Here is a 22,132-nt window from a genome sequence, read left to right on the forward strand (position 1 = left end):
GGAAATGCTCTTTAATATGAAAATGATCCGCCGGTATCTACCGCTACTATCAATCATTTTGCTACCACTACTCACCGAATGCCGCCCTGATTTTACATTGGAGCGTAATTACGCCTTCTCTATTAAAGTGTCATTATCATATATGATGGGTAGTGACAATTTCGAGGTGGTGCCTGTTTCAAGAAGAAATAGGAGGTTTATGAAACAACCTGCCCGGCCGGATGCTGCAATGTATGCGTACTATATAACAAGCGGATTTAGAAAGGGGAATAGCTCCGGGTACTCACATGATACTGTAGAGGTGGTAGTTTCAAAGCATCAAGCTGATAGCTTGTTCAATTTGGCAAAAGCAATGTTCGAATCTGTAGTAGTTTCGAATATTGATACTGTTTATGCAGAGCCCAAGCCGGGGAATCTTTGGCCAGAAGATGCATATGGTTATGGAAGAATGGCCATGCAAACCAGATACAGTCATGTTGAAATAACAGTAGGGACTCTGAACCCTTCAAATAGATACACGAAATCCTTTGATGCTTTGTGCAAAGGATTTGAGGCGTTGTTTAGGAAAAATAACAGCCTCTACACCCCCTCAAACACTTCCGCCCACTTAATGCCAAATTCCGGTAACGTGTGCACCGGGATGAGGCCGGGCGTGTAGAACTCGCCGCGCACTTGGTAGCGGCCGTCCTGCAGCACGTACACCGTCACGCTCTTCTCGCAGTAGTAAAGACACGTGCCGGTGCTACTTTCGCCGGATAACCATTTGCTCTATGCCTCCTACCATCCTCACCGTGCCCGGCCTAGGCGGTTCCGGCCCGGAGCACTGGCAAACCCGCTGGGAACAGCAGTACGGCTACCGGCGCGTAGAGCAGCGCAACTGGCATAATCCGGTGTGCTCGGAGTGGGTAGCAGCACTTGAAGCGGCCGTGGCTGCGGCGGTTCCGGAGGTGGTACTGGTAGGGCATAGTTTGGCTTGCGCCACCATTGCTCACTGGGCCAGCGTTACGCAGCACCCTATCAAAGGGGCCTTGCTGGTAGCGCCCGCCGACGTGGACCGGCCCGACCTTCCGCCCGAAGTGACGGGCTTTGCGCCCATGCCGCTGGCGCGCCTGCCGTTTCCGAGCATCGTGGTAGCGAGTACCGATGATGCGTACGTGACCTTGGCGCGGGCCCAGCAATTTGCCCACGCCTGGGGTAGCCGGCTGGTGAATATGGGGCCGCGGGGGCATATCAACTCGGCCTCTGGGCTGGGGCAGTGGCCACAGGGGCAAGAACTGTTGCGGGAGCTGATCTAGAGGGCTGAGCTGGCACCGGAACGGCTCGTAGAGTGATGGAAAGAAAGTCAGTATCCGATGACCCTCCGGGGCGCGGAGCCGTTTAGGAAGCTATGTCTCTGTTCCGAAGCAGTACAAGGTGGATGCTGTTGAGCCTGCTAAGCCTGGGGGCCTGCGATACCCGCCGCGCTACGCCGCCGGCTGCTTCCCCTTCTAACGCTACTGCTCCCATGGGTGCCGACCAAAACCGCCTCTACGCCGACGTAAAGTTTCTGACCTCGCTGCAGCCCGCGCGCCACTACCGCAACCTGAAGTCGTTGAACGAAGCGGCGGACTATATCAAAACCGAATTTGAGAAGCTGGATGACGGCCGGGTGGAAGAACAGCCCTTCCGCGCCGATGGCCGGCAGTACCGCAACATTATCGTATCCTTCGGCTCCGTTGATGCGCCCCGGCTAATTGTGGGCGCGCATTATGACGTGTGCGGCGATACGCCCGGGGCCGATGATAACGCCAGCGCCGTGGCGGGGCTGCTGGAAACCGCGCGCCTGTTGCAGCAGCTCGGCTCCAACCTCAAGTACCGGGTGGAGCTGGTGGCCTATCCCAACGAGGAGCCGCCGTACTTCGCCACCGAGTACATGGGTAGCGCCGTGCACGCCAAGTCGTTGTATGAAGCCAAGGTGCCGGTGCGGGCCATGCTCTGCTACGAAATGATTGGCTACTTCCGCGACGAGCCAGGCTCGCAACGCTTCCCTAATGAGCAGCTGGCGGCGCGCTACCCCAACACCGGCAACTTTATTACGGTAGTAGGCCGCACTGGTCAGGAAGCCTTCACCCAGCAGGTGCAAGCGCTTATGCAAACCAAGGCCGACGTAGATGTGCAGCGCATCAATCTGCCCGCGGAAATGGGCCTGGCCGGTCTTTCGGACCACCGCAGCTACTGGAAATACGGCTACGAAGCCCTGATGATCAACGACACGGCCTTCCTGCGCAACCCCAACTACCACCTACCCTCCGACACCATCGACACCCTGGACTTCCGGCGCATGGCTGAGGTAGTGAACGGGGTGTACGCCGTGCTGCTAGGATTGTAGCGCGGCCAGGGTGCGCCATCGGGAAACTACTAGCGCCCCGTGCTACCTCGTGCCCCCGATTGGGAACAGTGAAGTAGCGCAGGGCGCTAGTGGGCTGAAAGAGGAGCGGAGAAGGAGACGTTAGCTCAGGCGGTAATATTGGTAGATGCCCTTCAGTAGCTGAAAACCACCAAAAATGATGGCGCCCCAGGTCATGATGTACCCACCTCCTCCGGCGGAGGCCAGGGCGAAGGTAATTCCCGTGACAGCGCAGCCGCCTAGCAACCAGAGCCCGCCGTGGAGCATGTTCTTCTTAGCTTCCTCCCGGTGCAGGTGCTGGAACTGGTCGCGGAGGTTTTGCGTGACGATAGTTGCACTTTCCGAATCAAGGCCCTGGTCGATAAGCTCCGCCTGAATAACCTCGTCGGTTTTTCCCTGCGCCATAAGTTTAGCCGCATATTCGTACACCTGTTCAACAGAGTGCTGTTCGGTAACTTCCATAAATCGTGAAGAATATAGATTGTGGCTAAGATAAGCAGGTTCCGAAAAGTTGCCGCATGTTTGCACTTTTCGGGGTGAGAAAAATTAAGCGAGTATACCCACACCCGTTGGGGCCCACCGTAAGTAAGCTGCCAAAATGAACTCCGCACGACGTTGTTCTGCCATACTGGGTGCGCATCGTGAACAAAAGGTTGAACCCAGCCAGCACACCGGGGGCAGAAAAGCAAGCTGCTTTTCCGCCCCCGGCTACTACTGTGGTAACGGCCCGCGCTAAGTCAGTGAATCCGCTATGTTCTCTTCTGAGGCCGTGGGTTCCGGCTCCTCCTCATCGGGAGGCAAGGGTGCGAAGCGGCTTTTAAAGCGCGCATACAGGGCATTCATGCCCAGCAGTAGCACCCCCATCAGAATGAAAACAATGGCCCGGGTGATGGTGCCGTGCTGCTTTAAATCAACCAGTAGCAGGCGGCCGAAGCATAGCGCCGTGCCCGCCAGAGCCGCATAGCGTAAATCTTGGCGCCGTAGCAGCAGACTACTGATAAAGGCGGCCACCACTTCCAGCATCAGCAGCACGGTAAGCACCGACCGGTCGAAGGATTGTAGCAGCAGCAGGGTCAGCAGGGTGAAGGACGGGTACAGCAGCACAGGGATAAGTACTCGAGCCGGTAGGCGGCCCAGGGCGGCTAGTGGGGCCAGCAGGCGCGGCCAGGTAGCGGCTTGGTTGCTAGGGAAGTGCTGCAGGGCTACCGCTGAGTACGCAAAAAGTCCAATGGTTGTGGCCATTGTTGTGAGGCCCGCTAGCGTGAGCAGTTGTCCTTCCGCGAGGCGGGTGAGGGCTACGTAGCTTCCCGCCACCACGGCCGCCCCGAAAAACAGCAGCCCGTACACCCGCAGCCGTCGTAGGCGCAACGGCAGTGTTCGGCCCGCCAGTGTGAGCGTGAAAGCCGCCGCAATCCAGAGCAGGGAGTGCCACTCCAGCTGCACCTCATCCCACACCGTGAAGCTGCCAAAAAGCAGGGTAACTTCCGGCAGCAGCGGGTGCAGGTAACGCCAAGAAGTGTACACGGGAGCCGTAGCGGGCGGGCGGAATGCGGCCCAGCCAGCCAGCACTAGCAGCAGCGCCCCCGCCGTGAACCGGCGCGCCGGGATGCCCGCCAGCAGGTCAACGGAATCAGTCGCCAACAGCGTGAAGTGCCCCAGCAAAGCCAGAGAAAGCAACCCGTAGGTCAGGTGAAGCAGGAATCGGTCGGGCGAGCCGGCCCGGATGAGGGCTTCGGCGCTGGCAAAACGACCTCGCACTACCTGCGCCGCCCAGGCTAGCCCGGCGGCTAGCAGCGTCCAGGCCAGCATGGGGAGGGCTTCGGAGCGCGGGGCCAGTGCTGCCCAAGCGGCCACCAGCAACTGGGCGCCGCCTAAATACAGCCACGGCCAGCGCACGTGTTGCTGCCGCCCTTCCCACCAGGAGCAGAACAGGCCTACCATCGGCAACGCCAGCAAGGGTAGCAAGTATACAAGCACCGAGCCTGGCCGGAACGCACTGCCCGCTGGTAGCACCTGGCTCCACTGCAACCCCTGATACCCCACGGCGGCCACCACCACTCCTAACCACAGGCCCGGAACTTTCAGCGTCCGCCGCGCCAGCAGCAGGGCGCCGCCTAAGCCGGCCGCCAGCCACCCAGCCCAGGTATGCTCATACACCAGCCCACCCGCGGCCAGCATCTGCACGCCTACCAGCAAACTCAGCAAGCGCACCCGGTAAATGGCAACGTAGGAAAGGGGAAGAACATCGTGGGCCGGAGCCTGGCGCCAGCTCAGGAGCAGTTGAGTTCCAAGGGAGGCTAGTGCGGCTCCTACGAGCAGCGCTGCCCGCCACGAATCTGGCAGGTAGCCAGTCTGGTACACAACTGCCGGCAAGGCGGCCCCCAGCGCCAGGGCGAAGTACACCAGCCCCCGGTACAGCCCCGATTCGGACTGCCACGCTAGCCACAAGGCAAATGCCAGCACTTCCGCGTATAGCAGCGTGCTAACTGCGGGCCATGATACGCCCGCTTCGTGCAGCCCGAGTATGGCGACCAGCAGCAGCAGTTGGCTCAGTGGAAGATGAGCCGCCCTAAACCAGCCGGCCCTACCCAGCAGCCCCGTTGCTAGGCTGCCCAGCGCGGCTGCCGTTCCCACAGCGCCAGCAAGTAAGAGGCCCACCGGCGGCTGCGCCAGCCCAAACAAAGCCTGAGCAAGCAGCCCGGTCCCGGTCAGGTATACCAGCACCGTGAATAGCTGCAAAGCGGTATGCAAACCCCGCTGGGAAGTTGTAGCCAGCAGCGCAGTGAAGCGGGCCAGTCGCGCCGGTAGGCTCAGCAGGCCGCTACTACTTACGCCCAGCACTACCAGTAGCAGTAGCCGCCCGTGTAGCTCCGGCGCCGGCAGTAGGCGAAATGCGTGGGTAGTGATGAGCAGAAACCAGCCTCCTCCCACCAGAGAAACGCTGACCAGCACCCGGTAAAGCAGTAGCTCGCCAAGCCAGCCCAGTGCCCCGGCCAGCAGCAGGGTTTCTAGGTACAGCAGGGCCGTGGTAGCGGGCCAGCCCAAACCGGCCTTGTGTAACCCTACGATGGTAACCATGAGCAGCGCTTGCCCGCTAAGAAAGTGCAGACTGCGAAACCAGCCCGGAGAGCGGCGCAGCCACCAGGCTGCCCCGAATAAGGCGCCCGATGCCGCCAGCGTGCCACTTAGCAGCGCCGCTACCGGCGGATTCAGAACCCCAAATAAGGCCCGCAACAGCAGCAGCGCCGCCCCAGCATACAGGCCCCCCACCATACCGCCAAAGCCCTGGTGCAACTCTCGGCCAGCGAAGCTACCCTCCTCATCGGGGCGAAGCTGCTGCCCCACCAGGTAGAAATAGCCCGCGCCCAGCAAACCGGAAAGCAGCAGCAGAAAGGCGTTACGGTGCAGCTCAGCGGGCGAATACACCGTGATTTGACCAATATTGAGGGCTAACAGGCACCCCGCCGCCACTAGCGCCCCAACCATAGCCACCTGCGACACAATTTTTTCCTGCTCCCGCGTCATGATAAAGGCCACGAGTAGGGTTTCCAGTAGCATAAAGAGCAGAATCAGGCTGCCCGAAGCGTGCCAGCCTTGCAAGGAGAAGGTTGCAAACAGCGCCAGAGCCAAGGAAATGATACTATCGGTGCGGAAAAGCCACGGAATACCAAGCTGCCGGGCCCGGCGGGCCACCCCGAACGTTAGTAGGGCTCCTAGCCCCAGCGGTACGGTTTTCCAAGGCGAGCCAGTGCTGTACTGGTAGAGGTTGATGCCCAGGCAGGTCCAGTTCAACACGTGCGCCGAGAACAGTAGCCCGTCAAAACGAGTAGTGGCGTACACCTTGCGGTACTGCACCACGGCGGCGGCTACTCCTGTCAGCAATACCAGGGCCATAGCGCTCAGCCGCAGACTGTTGCCGAGCGGACCTGTAGCCGCCAGGGAGTAGTGCCAGTACTGGTGAAAAACGAAAAAGCTGAGAATGCTCAACAGCAGCTGATACTTCCAGCGCTGCCGGTAGGTAATGCCGATGCTGAACGCAGTTACGCCCGCCGCCGCTGCCAGGGGGAGTAGGGTAGGCGGCAGTACCGCCAGGGCTACCAAGCTCAGCACCCCGTGCAAGGTCGCCACCGATTCGCGGCTGGCGTCCCAGGCCAGCCACAGGTTGGCCGCCACGCCGGCCAGCAACAGCAGGTAGCTGAGCGGCGCTTCGGCCCACTGCAGGCCCGGCACGCTCACGGAGCCCACGCAAGCAAACAGAAAAACCGCCGCCGCGCTGCTTTGCAGCCACACGTGCAACCGGGCCGCAAAAGGCTTAGGCCGCAGGTAATAATGCAGCCCCAGCAACAGCCCCGCAAAGGACGTTATCATGCCGAAGCGAAGCGGCGCGCTTACCCGCAAAGCGGCATAAACGCCCAGAAAACCAATACCCGTTACGAGCACCACTGCCCCCAGAATACCGGTCCAGTTGTCCAGAATCATTTGTTCGGCTCGGTCCCACCAGGTAGGGCCGCTGGGCTCCGTCTCTTGGGGCAACGGCGGCCGCCGCGGAGGCACGGGCGGGCTAACTGGCCCTACCTTCGGTTCAGCAGGCGTAGTGAAAGCAGCTACCGGTGAGGAACCTACCGGTGCTGCCTCCGCCGGCACCGAAGTGGCCCGGACCGGAGCTTGGCTTGCAGGCTGAGAATGGGTAGTTGAAGTCGCTGAGGTTGTGGGCGGTGCAACTAGCCTTGGCTCTGGCGCTATCGGGGCTTGGAATGGCTGCGGGACTGGCGCTGTTTCCGGCGTTGTTGGGGTTGCCTCCGGGGTAGCAGTGGGAGCGGCCACGGGCGGTAGGGGTGACGCCGGTGTAGGTAAAGCCGCCTCGGTCTGGGCCGGAGGAGCGGCCGGCGCTGGGGCCGGTGGAATTACCGCCGGCGGGGCACTAGCTGGGGCCATTGGCGGTACGGCCGCCGCAGCCGGGGGGGCAGCCGGGGCCGATGCCCGGTACCACTCTCGTGGCGTAGGTGGTGCTGCCGGTACCGGCGCGGCTACCGGAGGTGGGGCAGGAGCAGCGGCTGCAGGCGGTGAGTCAGGATGTGGTAGCTGCAGTTCCTGCCGCAGGCGTTCCACGGTAGCCTGAAGTGCTTGGTGCTCGTCCTCGCGCTGCTGCAGGCGCTGGCTAAGCTCCCGCACGCGCTTGGTAAGGTCCTGGTACAGCATGGCCACCACAACGACGACCAGCACCAACAGGGAAGTACCCATAGAGATGATTGATTAAGTGATAAAACACAACCGGCCGCCGGCAAGCGACCCATAATGGCGTGGGCGGGGCGCGGCGGATAACCTACAGGCCGCTGCCCCTAGCCCACAGTAGCATAGGGACCGAAACATACAGATTGCTCGGCGGATAACTACCAAATGAATGACAAAATTTTACACATATTTTTATTATTGGCGTTTTTCAGGCCTTGCAAGCCGTTTTGCCTGCTTGCCCTAACCGCCTACCTCGTTACCTTGTCGGCATGCTTTCCCACCCGCACGAAGTATTTCTGGAAGTTGCCCGGCAGCTTAGCTTCACCAAGGCTGCCCACACGCTGTTTCTGAGCCAATCGGCGGTGAGCAAGCAGGTGAAGGCCTTAGAGGAGCACTACAAAACGGGCTTGTTTGAGCGCCTGGGCAACAGCATTCAGCTCACGCCGGCCGGGGAACTGCTCTATCAGAAGCTGCTCGTGGCCCGCCAGCTCCAGCACGAGCTGCACCAGGAATTCACGGCCCTCAGCCCCGATTTCTCGCCCCAGGTGCGCATGGTTATTGGGGCCAGCACTACCATTTCGCTTTATGTTATTCCGCCGGTGCTTTCCGCCTACCTCGGCCAGTACCCGCATACCCAACTGACGCTCAAAAACCGTAACAGTGAGAACATCCTCAAAGCCTTGCTGGAGCACGAAATTGACTTGGGCATCATTGAGGGAATTCACAAAGTCAGCAACGTTACCTACACGCCCCTCCTGACCGACGAGGTAGTGGCCGTCTGCTCCGGGCGCAACCCCCTGCACCGGCAGGAGCTGACAGCCCAGGACCTGCGCCGGATTCCGGTGGCTTTGCGCGAAGCTGGCTCCGGCACACTGGCCGTGCTGGAAGAAGCCCTGGCCGCGAAAGGAATTCGCCTCGCTGATCTGCCCGTAAAAGTGCGACTGGGCGGCACCGAAGCCCTCAAAAACTTCGTGCGAGTAGATACCTGCCTGGCCTTCCTACCACGACAGTCCGTAATGAAAGAGCTGGCGGCTGGCGAGCTGGTAGAAGTGCCCGTACACGGCCTAAACCTGGTCCGCCACTTCGATTTTGTGCAGCGCAAAGGCACCGAAAACAACATGCCTTATAAGAGTTTTGTGCAGTTTGCCCGGCGCCATTATTCCAAAACGGAATAGCCTATTCCAAATGGCCGTTTGGGTTTGGAATAGCTGACGGGGAGTTTTGCGTTGAACTCCGCACTATGTCAACCCTCCTCGCTACCGCCTCCCGTCTTCAGCAGCTGCATTGTGCCGCTTGCCACGCCCCGTACTCGGCCTTCTCGCTGCAACGGGTTTCTAGCTGCTGCGCCCAGCCCCTCGTAGCCGACTACGACCTACGTGAGCCGCTCACCCGTGCCGCCGGCATTCAAACCACGGAAAACTCCATGTGGCGCTACGCCTCCTTGCTACCCCTGCTCGACGAGACTAACCGCGTCAGTCTGGGCGAGGGCTGGACCCCGATGCTGGCTCTGCCCCGACTGGCGGCCCATTACGGTTTCCAGGACCTGCGCCTCAAGGATGAAGGTCAGAACCCAACGGGCTCGTTTAAGGCCCGTGGGCTGAGCATGGCCATTTCTAAGGCCAAGGAACTGGGCGTTACGGGCTGTATTATTCCCACCGCCGGCAATGCTGGGGTAGCTATGGCTGCCTACTGCGCGCGGGCCGGGTTGCGGGCAGTAGTAGTTATGCCGCGCCACACGCCCCAGGCCTTCCGGGAGGAATGCTACTGGTACGGGGCCGAGGTGCACCTCGTGGATGGCCTTATCAACGACTGCGCCGCCCGGGTGCGGGAGCTGAATGCGGCCGGAGAGCTGCTCGATGTTTCTACCCTAAAGGAGCCCTACCGCCTCGAAGGCAAGAAAACCATGGGCTACGAACTGGCCGAACAGCTCAACTGGCGCCTGCCCGACGTGCTGCTGTATCCGGCCGGCGGCGGCACCGGCCTCATCGGCATCTGGAAAGCCCTGCGCGAAATGCAGGCCTTGGGGTGGCTGCCCGCTACGGCCCAGCTTCCGCGCATGGTGGCTGTGCAAGCTGCCAACTGCTGCCCCTTGGTTGAAACGCGGGAAGGCCGCCAGCTTAACTGCCAGGCCTACCTAGGCAAGCCCACCATTGCCAACGGCTTGGCTGTGCCCCGCCCCCTCGGCGAGCCATTAATGCTGGACGTGCTGGATGAATCGGAAGGGTTAGCCCTGGCAATTACCGATGAGCAGATGCTGGAAGGGCTCCGGGAGCTGGGTAAGGAAGAAGGGCTATTCGTGGCCCCGGAAGGTGCCGCCGTTTGGATGGCCGCCCGTCAACTGCTACGCACCGGCTGGATTCGCCCTGAGGAGCAGGTGCTCCTGCTGAATACCGGCTCCGCCCAGAAGTACCTCGAAAACATTGTTGGCCTAGCCTAAACAGCGAGGCGCTTGCGCCTGCTACGCATGCCAGCGTAGCTAACCGGCTAAGCTGCCTCAAAAAAACAATTAAGAAACAGCTGTCATTCCGAGCGAAGCGAGGAATCTAGGTTACTCACGAGAGGCTAACCCAGATTCCTCGCTTCGCTCGGAATGACGGCTTAATAGTCACTGCCCCGCAGTTGCCCAACGTCGATCCGCATTGGTGCTTGTCTTATGCTCTTCGATTTCTCCCACCGATAGTGAAGGAAATCGAAGGGTTTATTATGCAGTAAACTGATGTTATGCTAGACTGTAGTTTTGGATGTCATTTCATGATAAAACATGTTTGTAAACCAAAAAAGACTATTCGTGTGAAGGTGTGATTTGAAAATAAGTACACGTTTTCAGTATATTCACCCTAGAAATAACAGTGGTATACTGAAAAAGACAATATGACTTCTAAAGTAGCTCCCTTTCATCCTGGTTTCAGCCTGTTCACGCTAGGTGTCCTACTGGTGCTGGCCCTTGTTGCCGCTTTTGTGGACGTGCCACACCCCGCCGCCACTCCCGGCTCGCTCAACGGCGCCGATGTAGCCTGGATGCTCACGGCCACGGCCTTCGTGCTGATTATGACCCCAGGCTTGTCGTTTTTTTACGGGGGTATGGTGCGGCCCAAAAACGTTATCAGTACCATGCTGCAAAGCTTTGTGGCCCTGGGCGTTATTTCCGTACTGTTCTATTTCGTAGGTTTCTCGCTCTGCTACGGCGACTCCTGGTACGGACTGATTGGTAACCCGTTCACGTTTGCCCTCCTGCGCAACGTAGGCACGGCGCCCAACCCAGCTTTTGCTGCCACCATTCCTTTCATCCTCTACTTCGCCTTTCAGCTCAAGTTTGCCATTATCACCCCGGCCCTAATTACCGGCTCCTTCGCCGAGCGGGTCCGCTTTAAGGGGTATCTGGCGTTCATGGTGCTGTTCAGCCTGTTCATCTACTGCCCCCTGGCCCACTGGACCTGGCACCCCGAAGGCTTCCTGCGCAAATGGGGCGTGCTTGATTTTGCGGGCGGCACCGTGGTGCATATTTCGGCGGGCGTGGCCGCCCTGGCCGGGGCCATGGTGCTGGGGCGCCGCTCGGCCAATCTGCGTACCTCCTCCTTTTCAACCCCGAACGTGCCTTACGTACTACTCGGTACGGGCTTGCTGTGGTTTGGCTGGTTTGGCTTCAACGCGGGTTCGGCCCTGGGAGCCAACGAGCTGGCAGCCTTGTCCTTCGTGAACACCAACCTAGCCTCGGCAGCGGCTCTTATTGCCTGGGTCCTCATTGAGGTAGCCCGGGGTGGCAAGCCCACAGCCGTGGGTGCCTGCACCGGTGCTGTGGTGGGCCTAGTGGCCATTACCCCGGCCGCCGGCTACATCGGGTACGGGCAAAGCATCCTGTTCGGGGTGCTGGCCGCCCTAATCAGCCACGCCGCCGTGCACTGGCAAAACTCCCGCACCACCATCGACGATACCCTGGATGTATTTCCCTGCCACGGCCTGGGCGGCATTGTGGGCATGCTCCTGACGGGCGTGTTTGCTGATAAAGTTGGGCTAATCCACGGCACTTTCACCACCTTCGGCTACCACCTGCTGGGCCTGCTGATTGTTATTACCTATTCTTTCGTGGGCGCCTGGATTCTGCTGAAAATTACCGACCGCATCTTCGGCTTGCGCGTAAAAATTCAAGAAGAAGAGTTGGGGCTCGATTTAAGCCAGCACGAGGAATCAACCTACCACATCGACGAGGAATTTGAACGCACGTATCGGCGGGAGTTTGCCCCGGAAAATGCGTAGAGCAACACCTGCTATTCGTGCTTCGGGCCTGAAAACCCCGGGGTGCCTCTCAAGTAGCAGGTGAGTTTAGAAGGAATGAGAGGCAACTACGTGAAGGCCACCGGCGGGGAATCCGGTGGCCTTTTTGCTTTTCGGCGGTAAGTTTTACAGCAAGGCTGTAGACCAGAGGTAGGCTAGCCAGGTAACGAACAGCGCCCCCACAATTCCCTTTTGCAGGTTTTCTTCCGGAAAAAACAACCCCGCCACCAATCCGGCCAGCCCTAGCCCTACTAGCACCACGGTGGCTGCCACGGCCCACCCACGGGCTTTGCGGGTGCTGTAGGGCCGCAGGGCTACCGTAACCGGAAATAAGGCCGCCAGCAAGCTGCCGCCTAACACGCCTACCCCCGCCAGGTGAGCGAAAGTTGCCGCAGTCAGCAGGAGGGTAGCGGCTAGCAGAACGCCGGCAAAAACCAGGGCCTGCCGCCGCTGGGCTGCTGAAAGAGCATGCCGACCGTAGGGGTTCAGCAGCAGCAAGCCGTTGAACATGGGGTCAGAAAACCAGCTCATAAACACCAGAGGCAGGTAAATGGGTAATAGCACGGGTACGAACCGCACCAGCACGTACAGCCCAATGAAGAGCAGGCGCCGGGTGGCCCCGCCCAGCTTTTCCGTCCAGACGGTAAAGCGCAGAAAGGCGCGGTACAGCCAGTACTGAGCCTTCAATGATTCTACCAGTCCTTCGCGAGCGTAGTTGGAGGTAGGCTGTCGGCGCAGGGCGTCGCGGAAGTGGTGGAGGGCCTGCTGGTGCCGGCCGGCTTCCAGGGCCACCCAGCCGGCGTCGGCGTGGGTGCCGGCATCGTCGGGGTCGTGGCGCAGGGCGGTTTCCAGCGAATCGGCCGCATCCTGGGCGCGCCCGAGGCGAGCCAGGCAACGGCCCCGCAGCCCCAGGCAATCAACATGCTCGGGGTCGTAGGCCAGGCCTAGCTCGGCGGAGCGCAGGGCGCCTTCCCACTGGCCGCGCTGAAACCGGATCAGGCCCAGGGTGTGGTGGTAATTTGGGTCGGTTGGGTCGAGGGCCAGGGCTTGCTCAATGGCCGTCAGCGCTTCCGGTAGGCGCTGCTGGCGCTGGTGAGCCAAACTCAGCAGGTAGTAGGCAAAGTCGAACTCGGGAGCCAGGCCAATGGCTGTTTCAATGTGTTCTTGCCCCTCCGGCAGTCGTCCCAAATCCAGCAAGGCCATGCCGAGCCAAGCGTGGGCCAGGGCATCATTGGGCTCCTGGTGCAGAATGCGGCGCAGCTCCTGCTCAGCCTGGGCCGCCCGGCCCTGGCGCAGTAGCAGTAAAATCCGGTCGGGCCAGTTGGCTTGTTCCATGGAAAGAGTAGGGAGCGTCGGGAGTAATAAAAATGAGAAACGTTATTTGGGTAGAGAGGAAGAAGCTTTTCTCCGCTGGCGGAGCACGTTGACGCCTACGCTAACGGCCAGCAGTCCCAGCAGAACCAGGATAACCTCATCCGATACGGTATTAAGCCACAGCCGTAATGCCACAATCAGCCCTAGCCCAAGTAGTCCTACTCCCACCTCCACAGCCACCCGGCCAATAGTTGCCTGGCGCGAGTGCTGCCGCAGCCGCTGTACGTCAGGATGCAGACGCCACTGCAGGGTGGCATAAAGCATAACCAGGAGCAAGGGCAGGCAAAACAGGGCCATCAGCGGTACCATGACCAGATACAGCTGCAGAAACGCGCGCAGCTGGCCCTTTTTCAGATCCTGCTGCACCGCTTCCGACCACGCATCAAGGCGCAGCAGCTGCCGTTTCAGCCAAAAGCTTTCCTTCGCCAGTTGCTCCAAGCCGTGGTGGGCAGCTGGCTCATGGGGCGCAAGCCGCCATAACTCCAGAAAATACCGGCGCGCTTCATCCGGCTTCCGCTGCCGCTGAGCTTCCTGGCCTAGTTGTGCTAGTAGCGGCAGTAGCTTCCGCTGAGTGCGTTCATTGGTAGGATTCAAGCGAATGGCTTCGCGAAAATGGCCCTCTGCTACCTTTAATTGGTGGGTCCGAAGCGCTTCCTCGCCGAGCTGTGCGTGAGCTACTGCTAGGTTAGGATGCCAGCGCACTAGCTGCTGTAACGTAACAACGGCTAATTCATAACGACCCAGGTCTTTGAGCGCCCGGATGCGTTGGTAGAGGCATTCAACGTGGCCCGGATCTAGGAATAAGCCTTGGGCAGTTGTTTCAAGCGCCGCTTCTGGGTGCTGCCTTGCATTCAGAATAACTGCCTTGTACCCTAAATAGGTGGCATTGCGGGCATTAAGTCGCAGTGCTTCCTCAATAGCCCGCAAGGCTTCGAATGGTTGCTCGTTACGCAGCAACCAGACGCTGTGGAAGTAATGCGCGTCGGGTTGTTGCGGGTCAAGCGCAATAGCCTCCCGAATAGCGGCCAGGGCCTCCGCGTTGCGGTTACGCTGGTTGAGTAGCACTAGGCCCAACAACTCATGCGCGGCAGCTTCCTGGGGGTTGATGGCCAGCCGGTGCCGCAAGAGTTGCTCCGCTTGCTCCGGCCGGCGCACGGCTAGTAGGTGCTGTACGGTTTCCTGCCACCGGGTATGCTCGGCGTGCTTCATGGCTTTCTGGTCCTGCAGCTATGCCGAGGGCTTTTTGATGCCCAAATACACCAGAATGTCGTCATAGATGCCACCTTCGTTGGAGTACAGCGCGTAGTTTTTGGCCGTGGCAAACCACTCGCGGGTGCTGGGCTTCACTTTGCCGGCTGCCTCAGCTAAGGTTGCGTGCTCGAGGGGTAGGGGCTTGCCGGCCTTCATCGATTCGCGCAGGCGGGTTTCAATGGCTACGTCTACTACGGCCTGCAAGTCGGCGCCGGAAAAGCCAGCGGTTTGGCCGGCCAGCTTGCGCAGGTTTACGGATGGCGCTACCGGCTTACCCTGCAACAATACGCCCAGCACAGCCTCGCGGGCCGCCTCATCGGGGGGCGTAACCAGCAGAATCCGGTCGAAGCGGCCGGGGCGGCGGAAGGCAGAATCGAGGTGCCAGGGGGCGTTGGTAGCGGCCAGAATCAGGACGCCCTCATTGGAGCGGGTAGCCCCGTCCAGCTCCGAAAGAAACTGGTTGATGACGGTGCGGCCCGCACTCTGGCGCAAATCGTGGCGGTTGGCGGCTAGGGCGTCCACTTCGTCGAAAAACAGCACGCACGGCGCTTGCAAGCGGGCCTGCTCGAATAGCTGGTGCAGGTTTCGCTCACTATTGCCCAGCCACATATCCAGAATGTCGTTGATACCGACGTGGATAAAGCTGGCCTGCACCTCGCCGGCCGTGGCCCTTGCCAGGTAGGTTTTGCCGCAGCCGGGCGGGCCGTACAGGAGCATGCCGCCACCGGCCGCCTTGCCGTAGGCTTTGTACAGTTCGGGAAACTGCAGCGGATGAATGATTTTCAGCCGGATTTCCTCCTTGATGCTTTCCATACCGCCCACGTCGGCAAACGTAATTTTGGGCCGCTCCAGTCCGCTGAACAGGGTGTGCTCAATGGCACTGAAGTCGTCGTCTTCAGGGGTAGTACTGCCCAGGCCGCCCGGAAAAGTAGCGGGTGCACCGCCGTGGGCCGGCTGCGCCGTTTGGCCCCCCCGCAAGCGGCTGGCTAGCTCGGCGTCTTCCAGGGTGGGGTTGTAGGTAAGGGCGGTAGCGTAGGCCTCGCGGGCAGCCGGCAGCTGGTCGGCGGCTAGTAGCAGGCGGGCGTGGAGTAGGTGGGCTCGGGCGTGCTCCGGGTGGGTGCCCAACAGCTCCTCTACTACCACAAAGGCGGCCGAGGATTTGCCTAGCTCGGCGTATGCTTCGGCCAAACCCAACTGCAACTCGGCGTCGTTGGGGGCTTGGCGCAGGCCGGTGCGGTATAGTTCTTCGGCCTCGGCAAAGCGCCCGGCCTGGGTGAGCAGGCTGGCCACGTGCTTGCGCAAGGGGAGGTTATCGGGCGAGAAGGATAGGGCTTCCAGTAGCGGTTGAATAGCGGACGAGTTGGGGGTAGCGGACATATGCAAGCGAAGTAGACGGTAGCTGCAAGCTACGCAGATTTACCGCGCGTAGCAGACGTATAGGCCTTGATTCTTGCCGAAAATCCGCAGTGTTACCCACCCATTTTGCTTAGTACAAACGATACCAAAAAGCCGAGTACGGTGATAAGGCCCGTGAAATTGTGGGCTACCTCAAACGCTTCCGGAATCATGGTGTCGGCAATCATGGCCAGTACTGCCCCCGCCGACACGGCCGTGGTAGCGGCCACTACCTCCGCCGAAAAACCGCTGAACAGGGAGTAGCCCGCCAGGGAAGCCAGGCCCGAAATAAGGGCAATGCTGGCCCAAAGGCCCAGCACGTAGGTGGGCGTGCGGCCGGCCTTACGCATGCCGGCGGCGCTGCTCAGGCCCTCAGGTAAGTTGCTCATAAAAATGGCTACCACCGCCGCCACACTCACGCCGCCTCCGGCCAGCATGCTCAGGCCAATGACAATGCTTTCCGGTATGCCATCGAGCAGGGCCCCGATGGCTAGGGCCATGCCGTTATCGTCGCCGGCGCTGCTGGCTTCCTTTTGGCCCTGTTGCACGGCGGCCCGCTCCTGACTCTGGTGCTCACCGGAGCGCTTGCGGTGTTTGGCTCCGTGGCGGGCCAGCAGCCAATTGGCCAGCGTGTACACCGCTGCGCCGCCCACAAAGCCGATGGCCGTGGAGTCGAAGCCGCCTTTTTCGTACGCCTCCGCCATCAACTCGAAGGAGAGCGTAGAAATCAGGACGCCGCTGCCAAAGGCCATAACGGCGGCAATCAGGCGTTGCGGAACGTGGGCAAAGTAGCCTACGGCGGCACCCAGCAGCAGGGCGGAGCCCGATACCAGCCCCCAAAAGCCAGCTACGGCCCAGGTAGGAAAATGCATCATATTGAAGTAAAGAAAAGAGCTGAAGCAGTCGGCGCTAATGCAACGCTAGGGCTAAACTGCCCAACGCAACCTCCCTGTTGAAGGATGTGCTTGCTACCTCTCCGGGCTACTCCTTCGTAACCCGAAACCGCTCCAGCACCATGTGGAATGCCTGGGGTGAAAGGCCACCTACGTCTACTTTTTTGAAAGGCGCCGCGTGCCCATTCAGCAGCGTTAGGCTGGATTTTGCTACCCCAAACACCTCGGCCAGGTAGCTGAGCAGGTAAGCATTGGCCTTGCCATCTTGGGCGGGCGCGTTCAGCCGGACCGTTACGCTGCCGTCGGGGGCTAGTTCCAGCTGATTGCGTCGGCCACTGGGCTTGGCTTTCAGGTGAAGAACGGGCACGGCTTAGGCGGGGTCGTTGTAGGCATCGTACACATTCCAGGCCCAGAGGGCTACGGGCACAATAATCGTCCAGCCTAGTAAAAAGCCAATGGCTCCGCCCACAATCCAAATCACAATGGCTTTCAGAATTTGGCCTTTCACTAATTGGCCCAGGCCGGGAAAGAAGGCGGAAAGCAAAGCGGGCAAACCGTACGTCATTTTCATAGCAAAGCAATAAGGGTAGGCCGGTAAGATGGCAAAAAAGCAGCTAGCAGAGCGGCTACCTTCAGCCCTGCCAAAACGGTTATTCAGCCCCTGTGTTACTCCGCTACTTTTCCCACGCGGGCTTGCCCGAAGGGGCACCGCGCCAGTACCACGCACCGCCCGCAGGCTGGGGTGTGAAAGTAGCAGCACTTCTGCCCGTGAAACATCAGGGCCTCGTGGTGGTCGTATACCTGCTGGGCATCCCAGCCAAGCGGCAATAAATCCTCCAGCAAGGCATGGGCGGCAGCCTCGCCTACCTTTGGACCAATCAACCCCAAACGCTGAGCTACCCGGTGGTGGTGGCTGTCGACGGGCATGGCGGGGCGGCGTAGGGTGCTGAACAGCAGCACAGCGGCGCTGGTTTTGCGGCCGACCCCCGGCAACTGCTCCAGCCAGGCCCGGGCTTCCGGAATTGGCATTTCAGCCAGGAACTGCAGGTCGCAGGGGCCACCGCAGCGCTGGCTTACCTCCTGCAACACTTGTTGCAGGCGCGGGGCCTTCTGCTCGGGCCAGGTACACGGGCTGATGGCAGCTTCCACCTCGGCGGTAGGGGCCTCGCGCACTTGGTCCCACGTCGGGAAGCGGGCCCGCAGCTGCTGGTAGGCGCGGTGCGAGTCTTGGTTACGGGTGCGGTGGGAAAGCATGGAGCTAATAAGCTCACTGAGCGGATCTTTGGAGCTGAAGAACGGGAAAGGAGCCCCGTATTCAGCGCAGAGGCGTTCGTGCGCCCACAACGCCAGCTCCCGGCGGGCAGCCAGGCTAGGGTCGGGAGCGGGAGGTAGGAGGGAAGCAGTCACGCTTACGCCTACGCAACTTGCCGCTGCCGAGGTTAAGTTGGCCCACAAAAAAGCCCCGACCAGACCGGTCAGGGCTTTGTATAAGAGCAGCCAAGCCAATGGCTATTGCCCGCGGTTGTAGAGCAGAATGGCCTGCTTGATGTTGTTCTGCTGCTTACCGCCAATAACCAGCGGCACAATGGCCAGGGGAATAGCGGCGTACATCAGGGGCGAGACGGAAAAGCTATTGTTACCACTGAAGCTGGACAGCACCCCGGCCAGCAGCAGGCCTCCGGCACCCACGTAGCTCAGGGTAGTAAAGGTTTGGTAGCGGCGGGCATTAGCCAGGAGCTGCTGGGCCCCGGGGCTGTCCGTGGTGGCCAGTTGCAAGTTACGGATGCTCAGGTCCTCGATGGGGCCATTGTCCTTGCTGAAATACTCCTGGCGCACCGTGCGGTAGCCGCCATACCCCCCGTAGCCCCCGTACGGATTGCCGTACCCATACCGGCCGTAGCCGAAGGGGCTGTAGCCGTAGGGGTTGTTCACGTACTGCTGATTGGTGATGGAGTACAGGCTGATGCGGCCTACCCGGTCGCGGCGCAGGGTACTTTCGCGCTTGGAGCGGCCCGGCAGGGTAGTGCGCACATAAAAGCCGGTTTCGTCTTCGTAGTACCGCACGTCGTTTAGCTCGAAGCGCTGCTGCCCATCTACCAGCACAAAGGTGCGGCCCAGCAGGGGCTGCTTCAGCTCCACATCGTAGCCGCGCACTACCTGGCCGCTTTTCAGGCCCACGGCATAACGGGTGGTGTTGGCGGGTGGCAGCTGGGCTTGCGCCGGCCGCCGTCGGGCTGAGTCAGGGACGGTAGGCGGGGCGGCCAGGGCCCGGGGCGCGCGCCGGGTAGTATCGGCAGGGCTGGCAGGTACTACCGCGGCCGGGGCGGGGGGTGCAGTAGGAGCGGGCGCCGGTGTGGGAGCAGGTGCGCCGGGCAGGGTGTTTAGCTCCCGCGGCGTTTGTTGGGCCAGACTGGGAGCGGCTACCGCGCAAAGTAGGAAGAGGGAGAGAGAACGAATCAGCATATAAGCTAGTAAAGCAGAGTGGTCGGGAAGAGCAGTTTTTGGGCGTGAGCAGGCCGTGAAAGGTCCTTCTCGCGCCGGCTAGTGCCCGGATTTGCCAACAGGGGAAACCCCCTGAAGGTGCCCGGCCTGCTAAGCAAACGAAATAATCCGTTTCGCCCGTATGTTCGGCTCTGGGCTGCCACAGGAGGGAGAAATTCTTGCGCTACTACTGTTGATTCCGCCCGCTTATTTTTGGTTGCACGCCCCCAAGCAACCACTACGCTACCGCGCCTTAAGCAACCAGGCGCGGGCCGTTTCCAGGTTGCCGAAATATTCCACCGTTAGGGTGTTTTCCTCGGCCAGTGGGGCCAGGATGTTCTGCACGGAAATCTGGTTAAACATGTCCGCGGAAAGCACTACGGCCACCAGCCGATACCCCAGCGCCCGGGCCCGTGGCAGAAAGCTGTCGGCAATCCAGCGCTGGTCGGCGGGCGGAATGACGCGCATGAGCCGGGTATCGGCCAGCACCTTCCCGACCCCGTGCTGCTGGAGTAGCCGGAGCGTGGCCTCGTGCGCTTCCCGCAGGGGCTCCCCCGCCACAAAGCCCTTCCAGGTCTGGACCAGCATGGGACCGGCCGGATCAAAATAGATGTGGCAGTAAGGATTCTCAAAAGCCAGTTCCATGCGCAAGCTCAGGGGGTAGTAAAAGAAAGCTAACGCAAAAGCTTCTCCAGCAGATTCATGCTGTCTACCATATCCGGGCTGGTTTCAAAGTCCAGGGGCTTGAGAATGTAGCCGCGCACGCCCAAATGCTGGACATTCAGCCGGTCGACGTCCATGCCCGAGGTGGTTGTGACGAACACGGGAATTGCGCGTAGCTCGGGGAAATTCTGGATTTCGGCCAGAAACTCGTGGCCGTTCATCTTAGGCATGTTCAAATCCAGCAGAATCACTTCGGGCAGCGGCCGAATGGGCTCCACACCATTCGTGCCCAGCAGCAAATCCAGCGCCTCTAGCCCATTAAAGGCCGTGTAGAGCTTGTGCGGCACACTGAATTTCTCGAAGGCCTTCTGGGCCGTCATGGTATCGAAAAAGTCGTCTTCAACGAGCAGTACAGAACGCATAAGGAAGGTAATGGTAAGACGGTGAACTAGTGAGCTGGTGGATGACGGATTGAGTGAATTGTCATAGTGAGGAGGCACGCCGCCATCCTTCCTGACCAACGTGCTGCCCTCTGGCATGTGACACGCCCTCATCGTCCGTGCTGGCGTAAGAGCGTGTTGGGTTAATGAGCGTTGAGGCAAAAGAAAAGAACCATGGCCTACACTTCACCTCGCTATAACCCCTCATTCATTCACTCAATTACTCATTCACTTACTTGGGCCAGGTGAAGATGAAGGCGGCTCCTTTGCCTTCCTCAGACTCGATGTGAATAGTGCCTTTCTTTTCTTCGACGATGCGCTTTACGATGCTGAGCCCAATACCGGTGCTCTCGGCCGAGTTTCGGTCGCGCAAGGTCTGGAACATCAGAAACACCTTTTGGTGAAACTGGGGCGCAATGCCCGGGCCATCGTCCTGCACCCGAAACTCGTAGCATTCACCCAAGTCGCGGCAACTGATGCGCAGCAGGCCGTCGGGGCGGTGGTGGTACTTGGTGGCATTGCCCATCAGGTTCGTGAATACCTGCTGCAGGCTCAGGCGGTCGGTAACAAAGGTGGGCAGTGGGGTAGGCGTTTCTACCCGGAAGGTAGGCGGCACAACCAGCTCCGTGATGTCCTGCACCAGCTGACCGACGGACACTTCTTCCAGCTTTTGCTCTGTGCGACCGGCGCGGGCGTAGGCCAGCAGGCCATTAATCAGGTCCTCGAGTCGGTTCAGCCGGCCCTTAATCATTTCCAAGTACTGGCGCATCTGGGGGCTGAGCTCCTGGCTGAGCTCGTCCTCAATCCATTTAACCACCGTAACAACCCCGCGCAGGGGCGCTTTCAAATCGTGGGAGGCCACGTAAGCAAACTGGTCAAGCTCCCGGTTACGGTTTTCCAGGGCCGTGAAGCTGGTGTCCAGGGTTTGGGTCATGTGGTTGAGCGCCGTGGCCAGGTTGCCCAGGCTGTCCTGCTCTTGGTCTGATATTTTCACCGTGTAGTCGCCCTGCACTACCTTATTAGCCAACGACTCAATGATGCGGATGCGGTGCGCGACCTGCTCGTTGTTGTAGGCCAGTTCGCGCTGCAACTCCTCGTTGGCCCGCACTTCCCGCGTTATTTTGGTGAACAGCCACAGCACAATAATAGCCGCTAGCACCGCCGATACCACAATGGCGGCCGGGGTAGTGGTTTCAAAGAAATCCTGGCGGCGGCGCCGTTCCAGCAGCAGCGTTTCTTCCTCCTGGCGCACCCGCTCTAGCAGGGCCCGTACTTGCAACTGCCGGTCCCGGTCGCCGAGAACCAACTCCCGCACCGCCGCCGTGCCGGGCAGGCGCTTCGTCCAGGTAGTGAGGTAGGCAATTTCGTTTTCCGTAGCCAGCTCCAGCGTATCGAGGCGACTTTGCTGGTTGAGGTTGTCGAGGGTAAGCTGCCGCAGCAACTCGAAGTTGGTATGAATTTCGGGCAACGTCTTGCGGAAGCTGGTTAGGGCGGCCGTATCGTTAAGCAGCAGGTAGCTGCGGATGTGGCTCTGCGCGTCGCGGATGTTAGAGCGCATGTTGGCCGTGCCCTGCAGCACCTGGTAGGTATGCTCTACGCGCTGGGTGTAGTAAGCCAGCTGCTGGATACAGTACCAGGAGGCAGCGGAGGTAAGCAGCAGCACGCCCACGGCAATGATAAAGCCCAGAACAATTTTGGTGTTTAGCTTAAGCCTCATAAAGACTGATTCGGCAGGGAAGGGTAGG

At 60.2% G+C, this 22,132-nt stretch carries 19 protein-coding genes; 6 read left to right on the top strand and 13 right to left on the bottom strand.

Annotation, left to right across the window (positions count from 1 at the left end):
- Positions 1-16 precede the first annotated feature (16 nt).
- The 3 genes from MWH26_RS02165 (at position 17) to MWH26_RS02175 (ending at position 2,368) form a co-directional block, all read left to right on the top strand.
- Positions 17-658: a hypothetical protein gene (locus MWH26_RS02165; protein WP_247975863.1), complete on the top strand. Its 642-nt coding sequence runs from the start codon at positions 17-19 to the stop codon at positions 656-658.
- A 112-nt stretch (positions 659-770) separates the two neighbouring features.
- Positions 771-1,295, top strand: a complete 525-nt coding sequence (locus MWH26_RS02170) for an RBBP9/YdeN family alpha/beta hydrolase (protein WP_247975864.1) — start codon at positions 771-773, stop codon at positions 1,293-1,295.
- Between the two features lie 92 nt (positions 1,296-1,387).
- Positions 1,388-2,368 carry a M28 family peptidase gene (locus tag MWH26_RS02175; protein ID WP_247975865.1) on the top strand — a complete coding sequence of 327 codons (981 nt, stop codon included), beginning with the start codon at positions 1,388-1,390 and terminating at the stop codon, positions 2,366-2,368.
- Between the two features lie 120 nt (positions 2,369-2,488).
- On the opposite strand, the gene MWH26_RS02180 is transcribed toward MWH26_RS02175, so the two are convergent.
- Positions 2,489-2,848, bottom strand: a complete 360-nt coding sequence (locus tag MWH26_RS02180) for a hypothetical protein (RefSeq protein WP_247975866.1) — start codon at positions 2,846-2,848, stop codon at positions 2,489-2,491.
- Positions 2,849-3,118: 270 nt separating this feature from the next.
- Complete coding sequence (locus tag MWH26_RS02185; RefSeq protein ID WP_247975867.1) at positions 3,119-7,627, bottom strand: DUF2339 domain-containing protein; 4,509 nt, start codon at positions 7,625-7,627, stop codon at positions 3,119-3,121.
- A gap of 260 nt (positions 7,628-7,887) precedes the next feature.
- Between MWH26_RS02185 and MWH26_RS02190 the strand changes: the two genes are divergently transcribed.
- The 3 genes from MWH26_RS02190 to MWH26_RS02200 all read left to right on the top strand — a co-directional run bounded on the left by MWH26_RS02190 (position 7,888) and on the right by MWH26_RS02200 (position 11,872).
- Entirely contained in the window at positions 7,888-8,793 is a 906-nt protein-coding gene (locus MWH26_RS02190; RefSeq protein ID WP_247975868.1) for a LysR substrate-binding domain-containing protein, read from the top strand.
- A 65-nt stretch (positions 8,794-8,858) separates the two neighbouring features.
- Positions 8,859-10,055, top strand: a complete 1,197-nt coding sequence (locus MWH26_RS02195) for a threonine synthase (protein ID WP_247975869.1) — start codon at positions 8,859-8,861, stop codon at positions 10,053-10,055.
- Between the two features lie 434 nt (positions 10,056-10,489).
- The gene (locus MWH26_RS02200) at positions 10,490-11,872 is read left to right on the top strand and encodes an ammonium transporter (RefSeq protein ID WP_247975870.1); all 1,383 of its coding nucleotides are present in this window, start codon (positions 10,490-10,492) and stop codon (positions 11,870-11,872) included.
- A 144-nt stretch (positions 11,873-12,016) separates the two neighbouring features.
- Here MWH26_RS02200 and MWH26_RS02205 read toward each other — a convergent pair whose 3' ends face one another.
- From MWH26_RS02205 to MWH26_RS02255, 11 genes are all read right to left on the bottom strand, one after another.
- Positions 12,017-13,225, bottom strand: a complete 1,209-nt coding sequence (locus MWH26_RS02205; protein ID WP_247975871.1) for a tetratricopeptide repeat protein — start codon at positions 13,223-13,225, stop codon at positions 12,017-12,019.
- A gap of 42 nt (positions 13,226-13,267) precedes the next feature.
- The gene (locus tag MWH26_RS02210) at positions 13,268-14,473 is read right to left on the bottom strand and encodes a tetratricopeptide repeat protein (RefSeq protein ID WP_247975872.1); all 1,206 of its coding nucleotides are present in this window, start codon (positions 14,471-14,473) and stop codon (positions 13,268-13,270) included.
- Positions 14,474-14,491: 18 nt separating this feature from the next.
- Positions 14,492-15,892: an ATP-binding protein gene (locus tag MWH26_RS02215; RefSeq protein ID WP_247975873.1), complete on the bottom strand. Its 1,401-nt coding sequence runs from the start codon at positions 15,890-15,892 to the stop codon at positions 14,492-14,494.
- Positions 15,893-15,984: 92 nt separating this feature from the next.
- Positions 15,985-16,785, bottom strand: a complete 801-nt coding sequence (locus tag MWH26_RS02220) for a ZIP family metal transporter (RefSeq protein WP_247975874.1) — start codon at positions 16,783-16,785, stop codon at positions 15,985-15,987.
- A gap of 106 nt (positions 16,786-16,891) precedes the next feature.
- A complete protein-coding gene (locus MWH26_RS02225) occupies positions 16,892-17,170 on the bottom strand; it encodes a DUF167 domain-containing protein (protein ID WP_247975875.1) in 279 nt (92 codons plus the stop codon).
- 3 nt (positions 17,171-17,173) lie between these two features.
- A complete protein-coding gene (locus tag MWH26_RS02230; protein ID WP_247975876.1) occupies positions 17,174-17,374 on the bottom strand; it encodes a hypothetical protein in 201 nt (66 codons plus the stop codon).
- 95 nt (positions 17,375-17,469) lie between these two features.
- Positions 17,470-18,210, bottom strand: a complete 741-nt coding sequence (locus tag MWH26_RS02235; protein ID WP_247975877.1) for an endonuclease III domain-containing protein — start codon at positions 18,208-18,210, stop codon at positions 17,470-17,472.
- Positions 18,211-18,312: 102 nt separating this feature from the next.
- Positions 18,313-19,266, bottom strand: coding sequence for a hypothetical protein (locus MWH26_RS02240; RefSeq protein ID WP_247975878.1), 954 nt, complete (start codon positions 19,264-19,266; stop codon positions 18,313-18,315).
- A 261-nt stretch (positions 19,267-19,527) separates the two neighbouring features.
- Positions 19,528-19,929 (bottom strand): hypothetical protein, encoded by a 402-nt coding sequence (locus MWH26_RS02245; protein ID WP_244695007.1) that lies wholly within the window; start codon positions 19,927-19,929, stop codon positions 19,528-19,530.
- Between the two features lie 29 nt (positions 19,930-19,958).
- Complete coding sequence (locus tag MWH26_RS02250) at positions 19,959-20,369, bottom strand: response regulator (RefSeq protein WP_244695009.1); 411 nt, start codon at positions 20,367-20,369, stop codon at positions 19,959-19,961.
- Between the two features lie 250 nt (positions 20,370-20,619).
- Entirely contained in the window at positions 20,620-22,104 is a 1,485-nt protein-coding gene (locus MWH26_RS02255; protein WP_247975879.1) for a sensor histidine kinase, read from the bottom strand.
- Positions 22,105-22,132: the final 28 nt, after the last annotated feature.

Source organism: Hymenobacter sublimis, assembly GCF_023101345.1.
Classification (GTDB): domain Bacteria; phylum Bacteroidota; class Bacteroidia; order Cytophagales; family Hymenobacteraceae; genus Hymenobacter; species Hymenobacter sublimis.

Coding starts and splice junctions, on each gene's coding strand:
- MWH26_RS02165 (WP_247975863.1), top strand. CDS start 17: ATGAAAATGATCCGCCGGTATCTACCGCTACTATCAATCATTTTGCTA.
- MWH26_RS02170 (WP_247975864.1), top strand. CDS start 771: ATGCCTCCTACCATCCTCACCGTGCCCGGCCTAGGCGGTTCCGGCCCG.
- MWH26_RS02175 (WP_247975865.1), top strand. CDS start 1,388: ATGTCTCTGTTCCGAAGCAGTACAAGGTGGATGCTGTTGAGCCTGCTA.
- MWH26_RS02180 (WP_247975866.1), bottom strand. CDS start 2,848: ATGGAAGTTACCGAACAGCACTCTGTTGAACAGGTGTACGAATATGCG.
- MWH26_RS02185 (WP_247975867.1), bottom strand. CDS start 7,627: ATGGGTACTTCCCTGTTGGTGCTGGTCGTCGTTGTGGTGGCCATGCTG.
- MWH26_RS02190 (WP_247975868.1), top strand. CDS start 7,888: ATGCTTTCCCACCCGCACGAAGTATTTCTGGAAGTTGCCCGGCAGCTT.
- MWH26_RS02195 (WP_247975869.1), top strand. CDS start 8,859: ATGTCAACCCTCCTCGCTACCGCCTCCCGTCTTCAGCAGCTGCATTGT.
- MWH26_RS02200 (WP_247975870.1), top strand. CDS start 10,490: ATGACTTCTAAAGTAGCTCCCTTTCATCCTGGTTTCAGCCTGTTCACG.
- MWH26_RS02205 (WP_247975871.1), bottom strand. CDS start 13,225: ATGGAACAAGCCAACTGGCCCGACCGGATTTTACTGCTACTGCGCCAG.
- MWH26_RS02210 (WP_247975872.1), bottom strand. CDS start 14,473: ATGAAGCACGCCGAGCATACCCGGTGGCAGGAAACCGTACAGCACCTA.
- MWH26_RS02215 (WP_247975873.1), bottom strand. CDS start 15,892: ATGTCCGCTACCCCCAACTCGTCCGCTATTCAACCGCTACTGGAAGCC.
- MWH26_RS02220 (WP_247975874.1), bottom strand. CDS start 16,785: ATGATGCATTTTCCTACCTGGGCCGTAGCTGGCTTTTGGGGGCTGGTA.
- MWH26_RS02230 (WP_247975876.1), bottom strand. CDS start 17,374: ATGAAAATGACGTACGGTTTGCCCGCTTTGCTTTCCGCCTTCTTTCCC.
- MWH26_RS02240 (WP_247975878.1), bottom strand. CDS start 19,266: ATGCTGATTCGTTCTCTCTCCCTCTTCCTACTTTGCGCGGTAGCCGCT.
- MWH26_RS02245 (WP_244695007.1), bottom strand. CDS start 19,929: ATGGAACTGGCTTTTGAGAATCCTTACTGCCACATCTATTTTGATCCG.
- MWH26_RS02250 (WP_244695009.1), bottom strand. CDS start 20,369: ATGCGTTCTGTACTGCTCGTTGAAGACGACTTTTTCGATACCATGACG.
- MWH26_RS02255 (WP_247975879.1), bottom strand. CDS start 22,104: ATGAGGCTTAAGCTAAACACCAAAATTGTTCTGGGCTTTATCATTGCC.